The organism is Cetobacterium sp., assembly GCF_051653945.1.
In the GTDB taxonomy this organism is placed as follows: domain Bacteria; phylum Fusobacteriota; class Fusobacteriia; order Fusobacteriales; family Fusobacteriaceae; genus Cetobacterium_A.
In genome coordinates this window covers 1-17,612 of record NZ_JBOFXD010000074.1, presented here as the reverse complement: position 1 = coordinate 17,612, position 17,612 = coordinate 1, and the positions used below count along the sequence as shown (strand labels likewise).

General features: G+C 27.9%; 14 protein-coding genes. 9 read left to right on the top strand and 5 right to left on the bottom strand.

Features of this window, described 5'->3' with window-relative positions; all coding sequences use genetic code 11:
* Nucleotides 1-17 precede the first annotated feature (17 nt).
* Entirely contained in the window at nt 18-596 is a 579-nt protein-coding gene (locus ACRC8M_RS08260; RefSeq protein ID WP_438528700.1) for a DsbA family oxidoreductase, read from the bottom strand.
* Between the two features lie 315 nt (nt 597-911).
* On the opposite strand from ACRC8M_RS08260, the gene ACRC8M_RS08255 reads away from it, so the two are divergent.
* On the top strand, nt 912-1,997 hold the full coding sequence (locus tag ACRC8M_RS08255; RefSeq protein ID WP_438528699.1) for a M14 family metallopeptidase: 1,086 nt from the start codon (nt 912-914) through the stop codon (nt 1,995-1,997).
* 124 nt (nt 1,998-2,121) lie between these two features.
* Here the strand turns inward: ACRC8M_RS08255 and ACRC8M_RS08250 are convergent, their stop codons facing one another.
* On the bottom strand, nt 2,122-2,850 hold the full coding sequence (locus ACRC8M_RS08250; protein ID WP_438528698.1) for a GntR family transcriptional regulator: 729 nt from the start codon (nt 2,848-2,850) through the stop codon (nt 2,122-2,124).
* 122 nt (nt 2,851-2,972) lie between these two features.
* Between ACRC8M_RS08250 and ACRC8M_RS08245 the strand changes: the two genes are divergently transcribed.
* Genes ACRC8M_RS08245 through ACRC8M_RS08225 form a run of 5 tightly spaced genes read left to right on the top strand, consistent with a single transcriptional unit; the run spans nt 2,973 to nt 6,926 of the window.
* On the top strand, nt 2,973-3,098 hold the full coding sequence (locus ACRC8M_RS08245; protein ID WP_438528697.1) for a hypothetical protein: 126 nt from the start codon (nt 2,973-2,975) through the stop codon (nt 3,096-3,098).
* A complete protein-coding gene (locus ACRC8M_RS08240) occupies nt 3,098-4,033 on the top strand; it encodes an N-acetylglucosamine kinase (protein WP_438528696.1) in 936 nt (311 codons plus the stop codon). The genes ACRC8M_RS08245 and ACRC8M_RS08240 overlap by 1 nt, the downstream gene beginning before the upstream one ends.
* On the top strand, nt 4,034-5,161 hold the full coding sequence (locus tag ACRC8M_RS08235) for an SIS domain-containing protein (protein ID WP_438528695.1): 1,128 nt from the start codon (nt 4,034-4,036) through the stop codon (nt 5,159-5,161).
* Entirely contained in the window at nt 5,155-6,006 is an 852-nt protein-coding gene (locus ACRC8M_RS08230) for a tagatose bisphosphate family class II aldolase (protein ID WP_438528694.1), read from the top strand. The genes ACRC8M_RS08235 and ACRC8M_RS08230 overlap by 7 nt, the downstream gene beginning before the upstream one ends.
* A 2-nt stretch (nt 6,007-6,008) precedes the next feature.
* Nucleotides 6,009-6,926, top strand: a complete 918-nt coding sequence (locus ACRC8M_RS08225; protein ID WP_438528693.1) for a 1-phosphofructokinase family hexose kinase — start codon at nt 6,009-6,011, stop codon at nt 6,924-6,926.
* A 37-nt stretch (nt 6,927-6,963) separates the two neighbouring features.
* Here ACRC8M_RS08225 and ACRC8M_RS08220 read toward each other — a convergent pair whose 3' ends face one another.
* A complete protein-coding gene (locus ACRC8M_RS08220; RefSeq protein ID WP_438528692.1) occupies nt 6,964-8,895 on the bottom strand; it encodes an alginate lyase family protein in 1,932 nt (643 codons plus the stop codon).
* 294 nt (nt 8,896-9,189) lie between these two features.
* On the opposite strand from ACRC8M_RS08220, the gene ACRC8M_RS08215 reads away from it, so the two are divergent.
* Nucleotides 9,190-10,734: an extracellular solute-binding protein gene (locus tag ACRC8M_RS08215; protein WP_438528691.1), complete on the top strand. Its 1,545-nt coding sequence runs from the start codon at nt 9,190-9,192 to the stop codon at nt 10,732-10,734.
* Between the two features lie 43 nt (nt 10,735-10,777).
* Here ACRC8M_RS08215 and ACRC8M_RS08210 read toward each other — a convergent pair whose 3' ends face one another.
* Complete coding sequence (locus tag ACRC8M_RS08210) at nt 10,778-12,703, bottom strand: helix-turn-helix transcriptional regulator (RefSeq protein WP_438528690.1); 1,926 nt, start codon at nt 12,701-12,703, stop codon at nt 10,778-10,780.
* Between the two features lie 29 nt (nt 12,704-12,732).
* Entirely contained in the window at nt 12,733-13,830 is a 1,098-nt protein-coding gene (locus ACRC8M_RS08205) for an anaerobic sulfatase maturase (protein ID WP_438528689.1), read from the bottom strand.
* A gap of 191 nt (nt 13,831-14,021) precedes the next feature.
* Here ACRC8M_RS08205 and ACRC8M_RS08200 point away from each other — a divergent pair, with 191 nt between their 5' ends.
* Both ACRC8M_RS08200 and ACRC8M_RS08195 read left to right on the top strand, forming a co-directional pair.
* Complete coding sequence (locus ACRC8M_RS08200; RefSeq protein ID WP_438528688.1) at nt 14,022-15,086, top strand: efflux RND transporter periplasmic adaptor subunit; 1,065 nt, start codon at nt 14,022-14,024, stop codon at nt 15,084-15,086.
* A 9-nt stretch (nt 15,087-15,095) separates the two neighbouring features.
* Nucleotides 15,096-17,612, top strand: a 2,517-nt coding sequence (locus ACRC8M_RS08195) for an efflux RND transporter permease subunit (protein WP_438528687.1), incomplete at its 3' end; no start/stop codon positions are given.

Sequence of the window (17,612 nt, the reverse complement as noted above, 5' to 3'; positions counted from 1 at the left end):
AAAGATAGCCATTTTTACTATTTTAATAATTCCAACCATTTTTCAGTTGTTCTAGGAAAAGTTTCAAGTTGAGTATCATCAATGTAGAAAGTAGGTACAACATCAAAATCAAATTCAGAAACTTCAGCATTTAGTTTTTGATGGGCTTCTTTAAATTTACCAGATAATAAAGCATCAGCAAATTCAAATTTTGGTATTAATAGATCATCTGCAATTTCAATTAATACTTCAACATTTCCTATATCTTTATTGTGTAGCCAATACGCTTTAAGAACTGCTCTAACATATTCAATTCCTTTGTCATATTTTTCAGCGATATATATTCCTTCAAAAGCTAAAGCTGTTCTAGGTTTTGGACTGATTGTTGGAAAATTAATTTCAATATTTTCCTCTTTTGCCCAATTAACTATATTTTTTTCAAAATATTCTTTGCTAGCTTCATTAACTATTGGTTGTGGTTTTGGTTCAGGTGAAAGCTCATAAGGAAAGAATTTGAACTCTGGTTTTAAATTTTTTTCTTTTAAAGCTTTTTCTAAAATTTTTTCTCCAACATAACAATATGGGCATACAAAATCTAAAATTATTGATATTTTCATAATTTCCTCCTTAAATAATTACAATTATATTACTACTATTACAAAATATCAATATAAATCCTTTAAAAAAATAAAAATAGTTGCATAAATTTTTGATTTATAGTATACTCCTCCTAACAATAGAAGAGAGGTTAGTTCACTTCCATAAAAGGAGCCTAAGGCCGACGGCGATGATCTTTATGAACCCTGTGAATTAAGTATTGTGACGCTGCCATAACGATACGCTTATTAGTTTGTAATTAAGTTCTCGAAGGCATACCAATTTAGGTATGTCTTTTTCTTTTGGGGTAGACATTAAAATTTGGGAGGATATAAATGTCAAAAACTTTTTTATTAACTTTTTTATCATTAACTACACTAGTACTTGCTAAAACTGAGTACACTGGAGAAAAATATCTTGGGAAAGATATAGTAACAAACCTAGATGTAGAGGACTTGGAGAATGGAAAAATATATGAATTTTTCTTTGAAGGAACAGAGAATAGCTTAGGAAATCCGTGGTATATTCCAGTTACAGTAATTAAAGGGGAAAAATCAGGTAAGAAATTTTTAATTAATTCAGGTGTTCATGGAAATGAATTAAATCCTATTTTGACTACTTATAAGATAAAAGAGAAATTAAAACCACAAGATTTAAAGGGAACAATAACAATAGTTCATGGAATGAATATACCTGGATTGTTAAATAATAATAGAGGTTATACATTTGGAGGGGGCTCTGAAAGTACATCAGATTTGAATAGACAGATGGACTCAGGAAAAGTAGCAACTTCAGATCAAAAATACTCAACACTGCTTTGGAATAATCTGTTATCAAAAAATGCAGATAAAGTAATTGATTTACATACAAGTGGAAAAGGAAGTAAATTTCCATTATTTGTTTATGCTGACTTTAGAAATTCAGATATTAAAAAGATGGCGGAGCTAACAAGAGCAGATATTGTAAAAATGGATAATGGAGAAAAAGGTTCTGTAGAAACATCATTTGTAGAATTGGGAATTCCAAGTATCACATTTGAATTGGGGTCTTCTGAAACACAAGAAGCTACAATAGTGGAAAGAGCTACCAATGGAGTTATAAACAATCTTATTTATTGGGATAATTTAAGTGGGAAAAAAATAACACCAGAGATAGAAACATTTTATGGAAATTCATGGAGTCGTATTCGAGCTGAAAAAGGTGGCTTTGTAGAGGCGAAGGTCAATGTAATGGATAAAGTAAAAAAAGGGGATATTTTATTTACTCAATATGATGCTTTTGGAAAGGTTTTAAAAAATTATGAAGCACCAAATGATGGAGTAGTAGCAAGTGTAAAAGATTATCCTTTTAGTGAACCTGGGGACTCTTTAGGAAGAGTTATAGAGTATGATTCAAAAGATAAAGATCAAATTTTAAAATAAATAAAAAATGGGCTAATTAGCCCATTTTTTATTTCCAATCACCTTTTGTTTTCCAATAATTAGCAATCTAATTTACTATACCAATAAGAGAACTTCATAATTCTGAAACACCGATAAATTATATTTAAATAAAGTTATTTAGACGAACCTTATATTTGAAACTATTTCCCTTAACGATTGATTTTGTATACTCAATAACACTATTTTTTTCAAATGTATACCTCTCAAGAATCATACCGCAATCACCAGGAACTGCATTTAAAAATAAACTATCATTTTCATTTAAAATACATGGAGAAAAAGATTCTTCAGCATATGAGATAGAAACATTGTATTTATTTTTCATGAGATTATATAGTCCATTTAATTCAATATCATTTTCTGAAATTTCTTCAAATCTCCACTGAGGTAAGTATGTTGTTTCATACATTAGAGCTTCATTGTCAGCTAAACGAACTCTATTTAAAATAAAGATTTTATCATTAGGATGTATGTTTAGTTTTGTAGCTATAATATTTCCAGCTTCTTTCAAAATCAGATTTAAAATTTTATTTCCAGGAATTTTACCCAATTTAATCATTTCGTCACTAAAAGAATAAAAACCATTTAAATCTTGATTTATTTTGTGAGTTGACACAAAATTTCCTTTTCCATGTATTTTATAGATATCTTTTTGTTTTTCAAGTTCAGATAAGGCTTGTCGAACAGTGGCTCTACTAATACTAAAAGTTTCTGACAATTCTCTTTCAGACGGAATTTTTTCACCTTCATTGTATGTACCAGATTTTATTTGTTCTAAAATGATTTCAACTAACTGTAAATACAGTGGTGTTGTGGAAGATTTATCAATCACTATAGTGCCTCCCTAATAAAGTTTAATTTTTTCAAATTATATCAAAGTTATGAGAATTTGTCTTGAAAAAAATATTTTTGAAATTTTTTTATATAAAATATAGGTTAGAGAGGGAGATGAGTATGTTTAAAATTATTATAAGTGGGTTTGTTTTTGTTATTGAAAAAATAATTGACAAAATAAAAAAAATTAACTATAATCTTTTTAACTGGTATGTACCAGTAAAAAAATGTTGGGGTGGTACATAATGAAATTTTTTATAGGAATAGATAGCGGTGGAACAAAAACAGCTGTTTCAGTTATAGATGAAAATAAAAATGAAGTTTTGAGTTTTCAAAAAGGAACTGGTCATTATTTACAAATTGGTTTTAATGGATTAGAAGAATTGTTGATATCTATATTGGAGGAAGTTTTAGAAAAGTTAAATATAACTAAAGATGATATTGGTTATATATTTGCAGGGATTCCAGGATATGGAGAGGTAAAAGAGGATCAAAAAATAATTGAGGATGTTGCTAAAAAGGCTTGGAGAGAGGTAAAGTTTCAACTAGGAAACGATATGAAAGCTGGATGGGCTGGATCGTTGGATTGTAATCCTGGGATTAATATCATAGCTGGAACAGGAGCTATTGGATATGGAATAAATGAACTGGGAGAGGAAGCAAGGACAAGTGGTTGGGGACATGCATGTGGTGATGAAGGATCAGCTTACTGGATTGCTAAAAGAGGAATTGAAGTATTTACAAAACAAGCAGATGGAAGATATCCTAAAACAGTTTTATATACGACTATGAGAGAAGAGTTAAATTTAAAAGAGGATTTTGATTTAATAGATTTAATCTATAATCAATACTCTCTTGATAGGGGAAAAATAGCTCAATTATCAATAATTGTTTATAAAGCAGCAGAAAAAAATGACCCATATTGTATAGAGATATTTAAAGAAGCATCAATAGAGATTGGACTTATGATAAAAGCTATATCTGAAAAAATAGATTTCATTGAGAAGCCTATAAAGGTTTCTTATGTAGGTGGTGTATTTAAAGCTTCAAAATATATTTTTGATAATTTAAAAAAATATTTAAAAGATAATAAAGTTGATACACTAATACTTGAACCAAAATATACACCAGTTTATGGATCAGCACTTTATGCATTAAAATTATGGGAGGAGAATAAATAAATGAAAGATTTTTATACCTTAAAAGAGATTGAACAACAAAAAAGATTATGGCTAGAAACAATAAATTTAGTGAAAGAAAAAAAAGAAGAAATTAAATCATTTTTAGATAAAAATGATTTTAAAAATAGAAAGATTATTTTTACAGGTGCAGGAACTTCTGAATTTGTAGGAAATAGTATAACTCCAGCTTTAGGAGGAAATGTTCTTTCGATAGCTACAACTGATATAGTTTCTAACCCAGAAAACTATTTAAAAAAAGATGAAAAAGTAATCCTGATTTCATGTGCTCGTTCAGGGAATAGTCCAGAAAGTGTGGCAACGGTTAAGTTAGCAGATGAGATAATAGATGATGTTTGTCATATTTTAATAACTTGTAATAAAGATGGAAAGTTAGCAATAAATAAAAAAGATGATAAAAAAGCACTTGTTCTTTTAATGCCAGAAGAATCTAATGATAAAGGATTTGCAATGACAAGTAGCTTTACTTGTATGTCTTTAACAGGGCTTTTAATATTTAATTTAGAATCTCTAGAAAAAATAGAAGATATAATGAAAAATCAGATAGAAAAGATAAAAGATGAAGATATGAAGTCATTAATTGATTCATTAATAACTTTAGATATATCAAGAATTGTATATTTAGGAAGCTCATGTTTAAAAGGTGTAGCAGAAGAGGCAGCATTGAAATGTCTAGAGTTAACAGCAGGTCATATGAGTTTACATTACAATTCACCGCTAGGGTTTAGACATGGACCAAAGTCAATTATAAATGATACAACAATGATTATTACATTGCTTTCAAATAATGATTATACAAGAAAATATGAGTTAGATCTATTAAAAGAGATGCATAGTGAAAACAAAAAGAAGGTTTTAGTAACTTTGGACATGAAAAATTCAGATGAAGCTAGAGAAAATTCACATTATTACTATACATTTAGTAGTAATGATGACAATGTAGATGAAGTATTCAATATGTTTAGTTATATATATTTTGCTCAATTATTTGCATTTTATAAATCAAAAAGTTTTGGAATAAATCCAGATAATCCGTGTCCAACAGGAGAGGTAAATAGGGTTGTACAAGGTGTTATAATATACGATTATAAGGAGGAATCACAATGTTAGTTTCAACAAGACAAATGTTATTAGATGCACAAAAAGGAGGGTATGCAGTACCAGCTTTTAATATTCATAACTTAGAGACAATCCAAGTGGTAGTAGATACAGCAAACGAGTTAAAATCACCAGTTATATTAGCAGCAACACCAAGTACAGTTAAATATGCAGGTATTGAATATCTGATAAAAATGATAGAGGCAGCAAGTGAAAAGTATGATATACCAATAGCTTTCCATTTAGATCACCATGAAGATGTAAATAGTATAAAAGAAGCTATTTTATTAGGGTGCAAGTCAGTTATGATAGATGCATCACATCATCCATTTGAAGAGAATGTAAAAATAGTAAAAGAGGTTGTAGATTTTGCTCATAGATATGATGTGAGTGTAGAAGCAGAATTAGGAAAATTAGTAGGACAAGAGGATGATTTAATAGTTGATGAATCACAATCTTCATATACAGATCCAAAGTTAGCTAAAGAGTTTGTTGAGAGAACGGGAGTAAATTCGTTAGCAGTAGCTATAGGAACAGCTCATGGATTATATAAAAATGAACCAAAACTAGATTATGATAGATTAAAAGAGATAAAGAAATTAGTGGATATACCATTAGTTTTACATGGAGCATCTGGAGTACCTTTTGACTCAGTTAGAACAACAATAGAAGATGGGATTTGTAAAGTCAATATTGCAACAGAATTAAAAATACCATTCGCAGAGAGTTTAAAAGAGTTTTTCTTAAAAAATCCAAATGAAAGTGATCCAAGAAAATATTTAATTCCAGCAAAGGAAGCTATGAAAAAGGTTGTTGTAGATAAAATAATTATGTGTAAAAGTGATAATAGAGGATAATTATGATATTAACAATAACATTAAATCCTGCAATTGACATAAGATATGAAATAGATAATTTTGAAATAAATAGCATTTTTAGAGGAAAAGCATCTAAAACAGCTGGTGGAAAAGGATTAAATGTTTCAAGAGTTTTAAGATTACTTGGAGAAGGTGTTGAGGCAAGTGGTTTTTTAGGTGGGAACAGTGGCGATTGGATAAGTAGCAAAATAGAAAGTATAGGTATTAAAGATAGTTTTATAAAAACAGACGCAGAAACAAGAAGTTGCATAGCCATATTAGGAAAAGGAACACAAACTGAAATATTAGAACCAGGAGAAAAAGTTTCATCAAAATATATTGATAAATTTTTAGAGTTTTTTAAAAATAATTTTGATAGATTTGAAACAATATGTATTAGTGGAAGTGCTCCTCAAGGAGTTCAAGATGATATCTATAAAGTTTTATGTGAGATAGCTGGTAATAAAAAAGTGATACTTGATACAAGTGGTAAATTTTTATTAAAGGGTATTGAAGGCAATCCATATCTTATAAAACCAAATAAAGAAGAGCTAGAAGGAATGTTAGGGAGAGAACTATTAACTTTTTCAGATCTTTTAGAAGGTGCTAAAGAGATAAAAAATAGAGGATGCAAAAATCTATTGGTTTCTTTAGGAAAAGATGGAGCTATTTTTATTGATGAAAAAAATGATGTTTATAGAGTAAGTATACCTAAGGTAAAAATAAAAAATCCTGTAGGAAGTGGTGACTCAACAATTGCTGGATTTGCATATGGTTTAAATGAAAAGAAATCAACAGAGGAAATATTAAAATTAGCAATGGCTTGCGGAATATCTAATGCAATGATGGACGAAACAGGAAATATTGATTTAGATACTGTTAAGGAGTTATTCGATAAAGTAAAAGTAGAAAAAATATAAAGAAGTATCCCTTAGAATAAATCTAAGGGATATTTTTTTAATATTTAATAATTTCAAAAGATGTAGTATTATTATACTTTTTAATAAATCCAGTTTTTCCATAAAGTAAGATATCATCAACTAAATAGCTTTTTTTCTGATTGTTTATATCAATCATTGAGTTAAAAACAACGATCTTATTATTTGGAGTTAAAGTAATTTCAATTGCTTGAGCCTCATAAGAGGGAACAAAAGATCCATCTCCTCTTAAAATGGAAGCCTCTTTGATAGTGAGTTCTTTAGAAGATATTACAGTAAACAGTGTTTTACTTTTACTGCTTTTTATACAACTAACTAATTGAAAACTAGAATTTTTTTTATTATATTCAGTAGAAAAAATACTATCTTTTAAATTTAAGTTCAAGTCTTTGTCAATCCAATACATGAAAAGATTGCTATTTTTTCCTTTTATAAAAGCTTTTTGACTCTCAATTATAGGCTTTTTATCTGGATAAAAATTAAAGATTTGAGAATATTCGTGAGCACCTTCAGTTAAAAATTCATCAATAATAATCCACAAATCATTTTTTAAATATAAGATTTTTCGATTAGTAACAACAGGGGATTCTAAAGAGATGTACCCCAAGTGTCCGCCTTCTACAAAATCAAAGGTTGTATTAAAAGAATGGTATGTATTTAAAGTTAAAGCAGATTCAATAATACCCCATGCTCCATTAAATCTACTAAATGGAAGATTATCAATAATAGTAGTGTTGTGTGCAAAACAACTTTTTAAAAACTCTCGATCTCTATTGCCTTCAACATAAGTAAATCTTCCAGGATCACTTATAAAATCTTCTCCATTAGACACTAAATCAAAGTGTAGGTGCTCTCCATGCCCATGCCCACTACCAAGAGCTCCACATCTAAACCAAAGGTAATTACTATTATCTTCAAAGGAATCTCTTAGATAAAAGTTTCCACTTTCTTTTAGAGCGACTGAAGTAAAATTAGGCTTTTTAATTGGTAGTTCTTCATATTTAGAAACATTTGAATCTTCAATATCCCAGATAGATTCAAAGTCTACAAAATTATAACCGAAGTACTTTAGATTTTGATCTTTTAAAATGTAAGCTGATCGAGTAATAATATCTCTTAAATCAGTTTCATCACTATCTCCTTGCATAGGTTGATTATGATTTGGTTTTTTCATAGAAGCATTACTATAAGCTAGTTTTCTTATACTAGATAGAATAAAGGTAGGAGTATCTAAATTTGATTTTTCAAAATCAAAAGCAATATCAAGAAGACAATTTAAAACTTCATTTTGATACATAGGAGATTGCTCCCAGTGAACTCCATCGGGTAAAATTTGAATTTTACATTGATGTTCTAAACGTTCTAGTGCAATAATTAAGTATTGGCTTAGAATAGAGTATTTTTCTTGGTAATTTAAAGCTAGAGATATTAATCCACAATTTTGCATAACTCCCCAATTGCTAAGAGTTCTAAAATCATCATAAGTTTTAATTAGAAGTTCACATTGATATATAAGAGATTCAATCATTTTATTTTCAATAAAGTTCAAATTACAAGAGCTATTTTTAAAAATTTTAATAGCTTTTATCCAATTTAAACATCGAATTCCTATTTCAATAGTCCTAGAACAATTGAAATATTCATCTTTGAAAACGTCTACAGTGTCAATCCATGAGTTAACTTGTAAGATAAAAGTATCAAAATATTTTTTTTCAGAGGTTAAGGCATAGGCTTTAGCTAAATAGATCCAAAATTTATGACGATTTAACATAAATGTCCATTCAGGATCGTCAAAAGGAATTTTATTCCAAATAATTTCTTCAGAAAAGGTATATGGAGTTTTACAAGCCTCCATATCCCATTTGTGATTAAAAATAAATGTATTTTTACAAAGTAAATCACAAGTTTCGATTATTTTTTTACTATTCTCTTTGAATAGTTTATTTTTCATAGCTCCTCCCAGTTAATTAAATAATTTTACTTTTTCAATTTAATATTTAATTATAAGTAAAAATTACCATTATTATAGTATTTTAAAAGAATTTTTTCTTTTTAATAAGTAGTAATTCTTTTATATATTTAATAATACATTTAGTTATAAAAAAAGTAAATATTCAGTTTTCAATATTAAAAAATCGTATATTCAAAACAGGAAAAAAGCATATAGTTAGAAAAACAACCATTGAAAAATGAAGGTATGAGGGGGTATACTGAAAATAAGAAAGATTTTTGGGAGGTCTGAAATATGTATAGAAGGAAGTCTATGTTGGTTTTATCATTAGCCTTATTAGGATTAAAAAGTTTTTCCAATGATGTTAATGAAAAAAATAAAAATTATAAAGTATCTGAAAAGCCAGTGACATTATCAATTTTGGCAATTCAAAATGGAAAAGTTTTTGATGAAAATTGGCTAGTATTTAAAGAAGCTTTCAAAGATACAAATATAAAATTAGAAAGTGCAACATCTAAAAATTTAACTGATGAGGTCCAAGCTTTTAATTTAGCAGTATCTTCAGGTAATTTACCAGATATTATCTCTTATGCCTATCCAGATAAAATTGAAAATTTAGGAATGGCAGGAGGAATGGTACCTTTAAATGAATTAATAGATAAGCATGCTCCAAATATAAAAGCTTTTTTTGAAAAATATCCAAGATATAAAATGGATGCAGTAGCTGCAGATGGTAAAATATATTATATTCCATGCTACTATGATTGGTATGCAATGAAAGCATCACAGGGATTATTTATAAGAAAAGATTGGTTAGATAAGTTAGGATTACAAGTTCCAGAAAATATGGATGATTTTTATAAAGTTTTAAAAGCTTTTAAAGAGCAAGATCCAAATGGAAATGGGAAAGCAGATGAAATTCCGTATTTTGATAGAACTATTGAATTTGCAACAAAAGAGTTAGTGGGGTTGTTTGGAGCTGAATATGGATTTTATATAGATAATGGTACAGTAAAGTATGGGCCTACTCAAGAGAGATTCAAAGAAGCCATGCCTGAAGTAATTAAATGGTATAAAGAGGGGCTTATAGACCCAGAGATTTATACAAGAGGTTTCAGTGGAAGAGATTATATGTTACGTAATGATGTTGGAGGAGTGACATTTGATTGGTTTGCAAGTACTACAGGATACAATAATGATGAAGAATTAAAAAAACAAAATGAAAAATTTGAATTTATAGCAATTGCACCACCAAAATATAAAGGGAAGAGCTATGCTCCAGATGCAAGAACAACATCTTTAGGTGGATGGGGAATTTCTGCAAGTGCTAAAGATCCAGTAACAGTGATTAAATACATGGATTATTGGTTCTCAGATAAAGGATATGAACTTTATAACTGGGGAGTTGAGGGAGATACTTTCGCAAAGGATGAAAATGGGAAAAAATATTATACAGATAAAGTAATGAAATCTCCTGGAAAAAATGCGTTACAAGTGTTAAGAGATAACGGATTACAATTTAAAATGGGAGCACGTCAAGATTATGAATATGAAAAAGCTTGGGGAGATCCAAAAGCAACTGAATGGTCTGAAATGTACATGGCAAATGGTTATATAATGGATCAAGTTCCACTTTTTAAATATACTCCAGAAGAAGCAAAAAAAGTACAAAAGATTAATTCTCAAATATCAATGGCTTTAGATGAGATGAGTCAAAAATGGGTATTAGGTGCAGAGGATTTTGACAAATCTTATGAAAAATTTGTAGAGAGAGTTAATAAATTAGGTTTAAAAGAGCTTTTAGAAATAAATCAAAGAGCATATGATAGAGTTCAGTAATAAATAAGTAAAAAAGGAGATATTATTATCTCCTTTTTTTATTCTAGTTACCGTTTATATTTTCTAAGAAAAATCTAGCTGGAGAGATCCCTTCATATTTTTTAAATATTCTAATAAAAGTGTTAGAACTATTGTATCCAACTAATTCAGCGACATCTTTAATTTTAATATTTTTATTATTTTGAATAATCTCTTTAGATTTATTTATTCTAAAGAGGTTGAGGTAATTTTTAAAATTATCACCCATATTTTTTTTAAAAAGTAAGCTTGTGTATCTAAAAGAGAAGCCTAAATGTTCAGATAAATCTTCAAGAGAAAAATCATTTGAATAGTTCTCCTCTAAATATTGTTGAATTTTGTTTTTAATTTCAATATTAGTAGTATTCTCCTCTACTTGTTTTAGGTCACAAATCTCTTTACAAAATTTTAAAAATGTATTTTTTAAATTTGGAATGCTAGTTTCTTTTATATGAATATCTATTTTGTTATCTATATTGAACTCTTCCAATTGAGAAATAACTCTTCCTAAAGTATTGCATAAAAGCAATGAAAAATCATTTACTTTATTTTTATCCAAATTAATATCAATCTCTTCAAAAATTTCATCAATTATTTTTTTACATCCTAAAAAATTTCCGTTCAAGAGTCTATTACATAGTTTATTTTCTATATCAATAGAATAAAAGAAGCTAGGATTGTTTTTATTTGTAAAAGATTCTAAAAGAACAAAGTAACTGCTGTATAAAAATTTGAAGTTTAAAGTTCGTTTACATTTGATATATTCTTTTGGGATTGTTTCTAAATGTAAAATTTCATTGGATATAGAAGCTGTTAATTTCAAATTATATTTCTTGTGAATGTGCTCTAACAAAAATGAAAATCCGTCGTCAATGTCTGTTAAAATTTCTTCTGAAACTATAAAAAGAATACTTTTATAATCAATATCAACATATTCGTATTGTAAAGATCCACTTAGAGAATTTATTAAATATTCTTTAACTATTGGTAAAGTATCTGTATAGAGTTCAGGAGTATCAGAGTCGAAAAGTTCAATTAAAACTAATCTCAATGGAAAGTTTAAATTTTCAAATTTCTCAGTAAAATTTTCTATATCTTTAGTATGTTTAATTCCCAAGATGTAATCTTTAAGATTTTTTCGTTGGTTAATATAAATAATAGGATTTTGAAAAAATTTAAATATTTTAAGAATGAAAATAAATATAGTTGTAGTTAAAGTTATTATCTTAAAAATATCTAAAAGAATACTAGAAAACAGTTTATATTTTTTTGGTTCGAAAACTAAATTAAAATCAAAAGCGTTATCTTTAAAAGTATATAGACTTTCAATATTTAATATTTTGAGTTTTTCAAAAGATGGCATAATTGAATAAAAAATATTGTTTTTTTCAATTGCCCATTTCCCAATATCTTTTGTTTTTATGTCAGAAAAAAAGATGGTTTTATCAATGGTAATTAACCACAAACTTTTCTGTAATGTTTCAAGTTTAGATGGAAAATTAAGAAGATACAGTGTAGATTCATCATCAATTATTTGAAGGTTATCATTCGAATTTAATTGAAATTTTAAATCAGTAAAAAAATCATTTTTATTTACAGTTTCTTCTGGAGTGATAAAAATATCAGAGTCACTACTTCCAAAGGAGATTTTGTAACCAAATTTACTAAAAAAACTATTTTTAGTTTTTAATGTTTTAAAAACTTTTAGAAGATTATATGGTGTTGGATTGGATTCATATTCTAAAAAAGCGTTTTCGTTTTTTAAATCTAAAATAGACGAATATAGTAAATCAGTTTTTAGTTGAAATATTCTTTTTTTCTCTTCAATTTGGCTTATTAAGTATTTATTATAATTTTCCTCCTCTTTTTTATAAACTAAAGATACTATTAAGATATTAGTAAAAATAAAAATTAAGAATAAAACTCTTTCAAATTTTTTATATTTTCTCATATAAACTCCTTATTGATTTGTTATAAATATTAAAATGAACGAGCAATTTCTAAAAGTTGCTTAATATTCTTAGAGTAAAAATATTTAAAAGAGTTACAAAATCTATTTTTATAAGTTCCATCTTGAAAATTTTTATGTCTTCTACAGCCACTTTTACAAAGATCAAAATAATTACAAGTTTTACATTCTAGGTCGAATTTTAACGAACTTTTAACGAAATCATAAGCTTTTTCAGAAATAAGAATCTCTTTTAAAGAAGTAGAGTGAATGTTTCCTAGTAGAAGTTCATCTAAAACATAAAAATCACAAGGGTAGATATTCCCATTACTTTCAACAACAGTATTAACACTACAGTGACCGTTCATATCACAAGATTCAGCTTGATTATTTAAAATGATAGCCAACAAATTATCAAAAAAACGAATGCTAGTGTATTTTTTATTTTTTAAATCATTACTCCATAGTTTGAAAAGTTCATCTAAGAAAAATCCATACTCTTGTTCTGTTAAAGAATAATCTCCAGTGGAATTATTAAGTTTGTCTAAACAGGGAATAAATTGTAGATACTTAAACTTAGAGTTTTTAAAAAAAAGATAGATATCTTTTAAATTTTCAACAGTTTTTTTATTAACTACACAAAGAATATTAAAATCGACATTATTTTTTTGTAATAGTTTAATATTTTTAAAAGTTTGACTAAAAGTTCCAGTTCCTACTTTGTCTTTTCTAAAAAAGTTATGTATTTCTTTATGACCATCTAGAGAAATACCAACTAAATATTTTTCTTCTTTAAATAGATCAACCCATTCTTTACTTAATAGAATTCCATTAGTTTGGATAGCAAAATTAACGGAAATATTATTTGTATTATATATTTTTATAAAACTATGAAATGCTTTATAAAACTCAATTCCAATTAGAGTAGGCTCTCCACCCTGGAAAGAAAAGGTAATAGAATTCTTTGCAGTGAAGAAACTCTCTTTTACTAATTTTTCTAAAGTTTCTATACTCATAAAACCAAAACTTGGATGAGTTCTATTAAATGCAACATCATTATAAAAACAGTAATCACAATTTATATTGCAAAGGCTGGATGATGGTTTTATTAAAAGATTTATATGTTTCATAAAAAGTACCTCCCGATTGTGTGTTTATTATTATAACATAACAATATAAAAAAAGTTACATTTGGTTGATAAAAGTAAGTATATTTTTTTAAAAATATAGTATAATATTAATTAAATATAAGCGGTGCAAATAAATATTAAATATGATAAAATAGTTTTATATACAAAATAATAATAGGTGGAGGAAAAAAGTGATAAAAAAGTTACTGATAATATCAATATCATTAATATTATTTGGATGTGATAATAGTAATGGAAAACAGAAAGCTAAAGAAATTTTAGGAAAAAATATTAAAGTATCTGAGATAAAACCAGAATTGATAATACGTCTAAATATATCAAGTGGAGTAACAGAGCCTTTAAATGAGGTTAAAGTTGTAACTAAAACGGGTGGAACTGTAAAGCAGATAAACTTTAAAAATGGGGATAAAGTAAAGAAAAATCAAGTTATATTAGTTTTAGAAGATCAAGAAGTACAATCGACTTACTTGAAAGCTCAAGCAACATATACTTCTAATAAAGCAGATTTTGAAATAAAGAAAAAAAATTATGAAAAGTTTAAGCAACTTTATGAAAAGCAACTTATATCCGAAGATGAGTATTTAGTGAAGAAGACTAGTTTTCTTCAAGGAGAAAGTGCTTTAAAAAATTCAGAAGCAACTTATTTAGCTGCTAAGAAAGATTATGAAGATTTAATTGTTAAGGCAAAATTAAGTGGAGTTATTACAGATTTAAATTTAAAACTTTATGAAAAAATAACACCAAATAGTGATTTGGTAACAGTTGTTGATGATAGTAAAATACTTGTAAAAACAGGAGTATCAGTTCATGAAATAAGTGAATTATCTGTTGGAAATAGAGCAGAAATAGATTTGGAGGGAATTGAAAATAACTATTTTGGTAATGTATATGAAATAAATCCTGTAGCAAATAAAGATAATAAAAAATATCAAATAAAGGTAGAGATTGAAAATCCAGAGGGAAAAATAAAAAAAGGAATGTACTCTAAGGTTTTAGTTGAAACAGGAAGTAAAAATGGATATTTAGTTCCGAAAAATTCTATTGTCATAAAGGAACTATATTCATATATCTTTGTAGTAGAAAATGGAGAGGCTAAGAGGATAAAGGTAGAAAGAGGATATTCGAATAATGAAAAGCAAGAGATTATAAGTGATGAACTTTATTCAAATATGAAACTTGTAACAGAGGGTCAATTTTTATTAGAAGATAGAGATAAAGTTAACATTTTAAATTAGGGAGGACAGATGAATATAGCACAATTTTCAATAAAACGTCCTGTTGTCACTATGATGATAATAATATCAATGGTTATACTAGGAATATTGACATTAGTTAATTTAAAAACACAGCTTATGCCAAATTATAATATGCCAATGGCAGCTATAAGAGTAAGCTGGAAAGGAGCTTCTCCAGATGATATGGAGAAACTAGTAACAAAAGAGATTGAGAAAGGTTTAACAAGTGTAGAAGGAATAAAAAGAATTACAACTAAATCAACTATGGGAAAATCAGCTCTAACAGTTGAGTTTGAATATGGTGTTATTATAGACAATAAAGTTAATGATTTAGTAACAGCTGTTAGTAGAATAAGAAATAGTTTACCAGATGATATTGATGAACCTGTTATAAGAAAAACTTCATCTTCTGGAGATAGAGTAATGCTTATTGGATTAAGAGGAAATGATTTGATAAACCTAAAAAGTTTTGCAGATAACGTTGTTATTCCAAGATTGGAAAGAATAGAAGGTGTTGGAACTGTAAGTGTTTTTGGTGGATTAGAAAAGGAGATAAGCATAAATATTGATCCAGAGAAATTAGAGGCATATAATCTTACAGTTACTGATTTGTATAGCACATTAAAAAGTGCTAGTTTAAATTTCCCATCTGGATATATAAGAGAAGGGGATAAGGAATATTTGGTGAAAGTATCTGGAGAAGCTAAAACTTTAGAAGATATTCAAGAAATAGTTTTAAAAAATTTAGATGGAGATACTCTGTATTTAACAGATGTAGCAGATGTTAATTTAGGAATAAAAGATAGAAGTAGTTACGGTAGAACTGATGGAATTGAAAATATAATAATAAACATAGAGAAAAGTGACGTTGGAAATACAGTTGAAATATCTAAAGTAGCAAAAGAGGAATTGAAGAAAATGGAACCCCTTTTACCCAAGGGTGCATCTTTTACTATAAATAGAGATTCTGCTGTGGATATAATCCGATCTATAAATACAGTTGAAAATAATGCTGTAACAGGACTTGTATTAGCGGGAATAATACTGTTTATTTTCTTAAGAGATTGGAGAGCCACTTTAGTTGTAACAGTAGCTATACCAGTTTCTATAATTGCAACATTTGGTTTCTTTGGAGCTAAAGGAATGACACTGAATATAATATCTTTAATGGGATTATCTTTAGGTGTAGGGATGCTAGTAGATAACTCGATAGTTGTTTTAGATAATATCTTTAGACATTTAACAGAGTTAGGACAAGATAGAATGGAGGCTTCTGAAAATGGAGCTACAGAGGTTATCATTCCAATAATAGCATCAACAGCAACAACAATAGCAGTGTTTATTCCAATAGTTATAAGAGAGGGAAGAGCAAAGGAAATCTATAAGGATATGGCATACTCAATAACATTTTCTTTATTAGCATCGTTGATAATAGCTATAACTTTTGTACCAATGGTATCAAGTAGAATTTTAAAGTCTAAAAATACAGTACATGAAGAGGGAAGGGTTTTAAAGTATATAAAAAGATATTATTCAAAGATATTATCAAACTCTTTAAAACATAAAGCAATAGTTATTATAGGTATGGTGTCTCTGTTTATAGGTATTGTTGGATATGGAGCTAGAAATATTGGTGGAGAGTTTATGCCAACAACTGATGATGGAATATATAGTATTATAGCTGAACTTCCAAGTGGTATGGAGATTGAAAAAGCTAATAGAGTGGCAAAAGAGTTGGAATCTATTGTAGGAAAAGATCCTCAAACAAAGAAATTTATATCTTCAGTAGGAAAAGAAGCCGTATCAATAATTGTGGATATAGGACCTAAAAGCGATAGAGACAAAAAAGTACAACAAATAATGGGGGAGACAAGAAAAAAGGTTTCACATATACCAGATGTAAAATTAAATCTAGTTCCTAGAATGGCCTTTGGAAGAGGTACGGGAAGAGATATATCTTTAATTTTAAAATCTGATGATCTAAATCAGTTAAGTTATGTTTCAAAAGTAATTTCAGAGAAAATGGCAGCAAATCCAGGCTTTACAGATATAAATAACTCTATGGTCAATGGAAATCCAGAAGTGAGAATAATTTTAGATAGAAAAAAAATGGAGTATTATGGAGTTAAAGTTAACGATTTGACACTTTCAGTAAGCTATCAAATATTAGGTGGAGCTCCAATAAAGATAAAAACAGCGAATGAAGAGGTAGATGTAAGCTTAAGACTTGCTGAAGAGTTTAGAAACTCGCCTGAAAAAATAAAGGAGATGAGAATAAAATCTCAAAATGGCGGAGTTGTAAAATTAAAAGATATAGCTACTTTTGAAATTGGTGAAGGAGCATATGGAATTGATAAAGAGGATAAGATTACAATGGTAACAATTGACGCTAACACTTCTAATGGATTAGATTTAGTGACAGGTCAAAAGCATATAAAAGAGATTTTAGATGAGGTAGGACTACCTAAAACAATAACATATTCTTTTGGTGGAAGTGGAAGAAATATGGCTGAAGTAAATGAACAA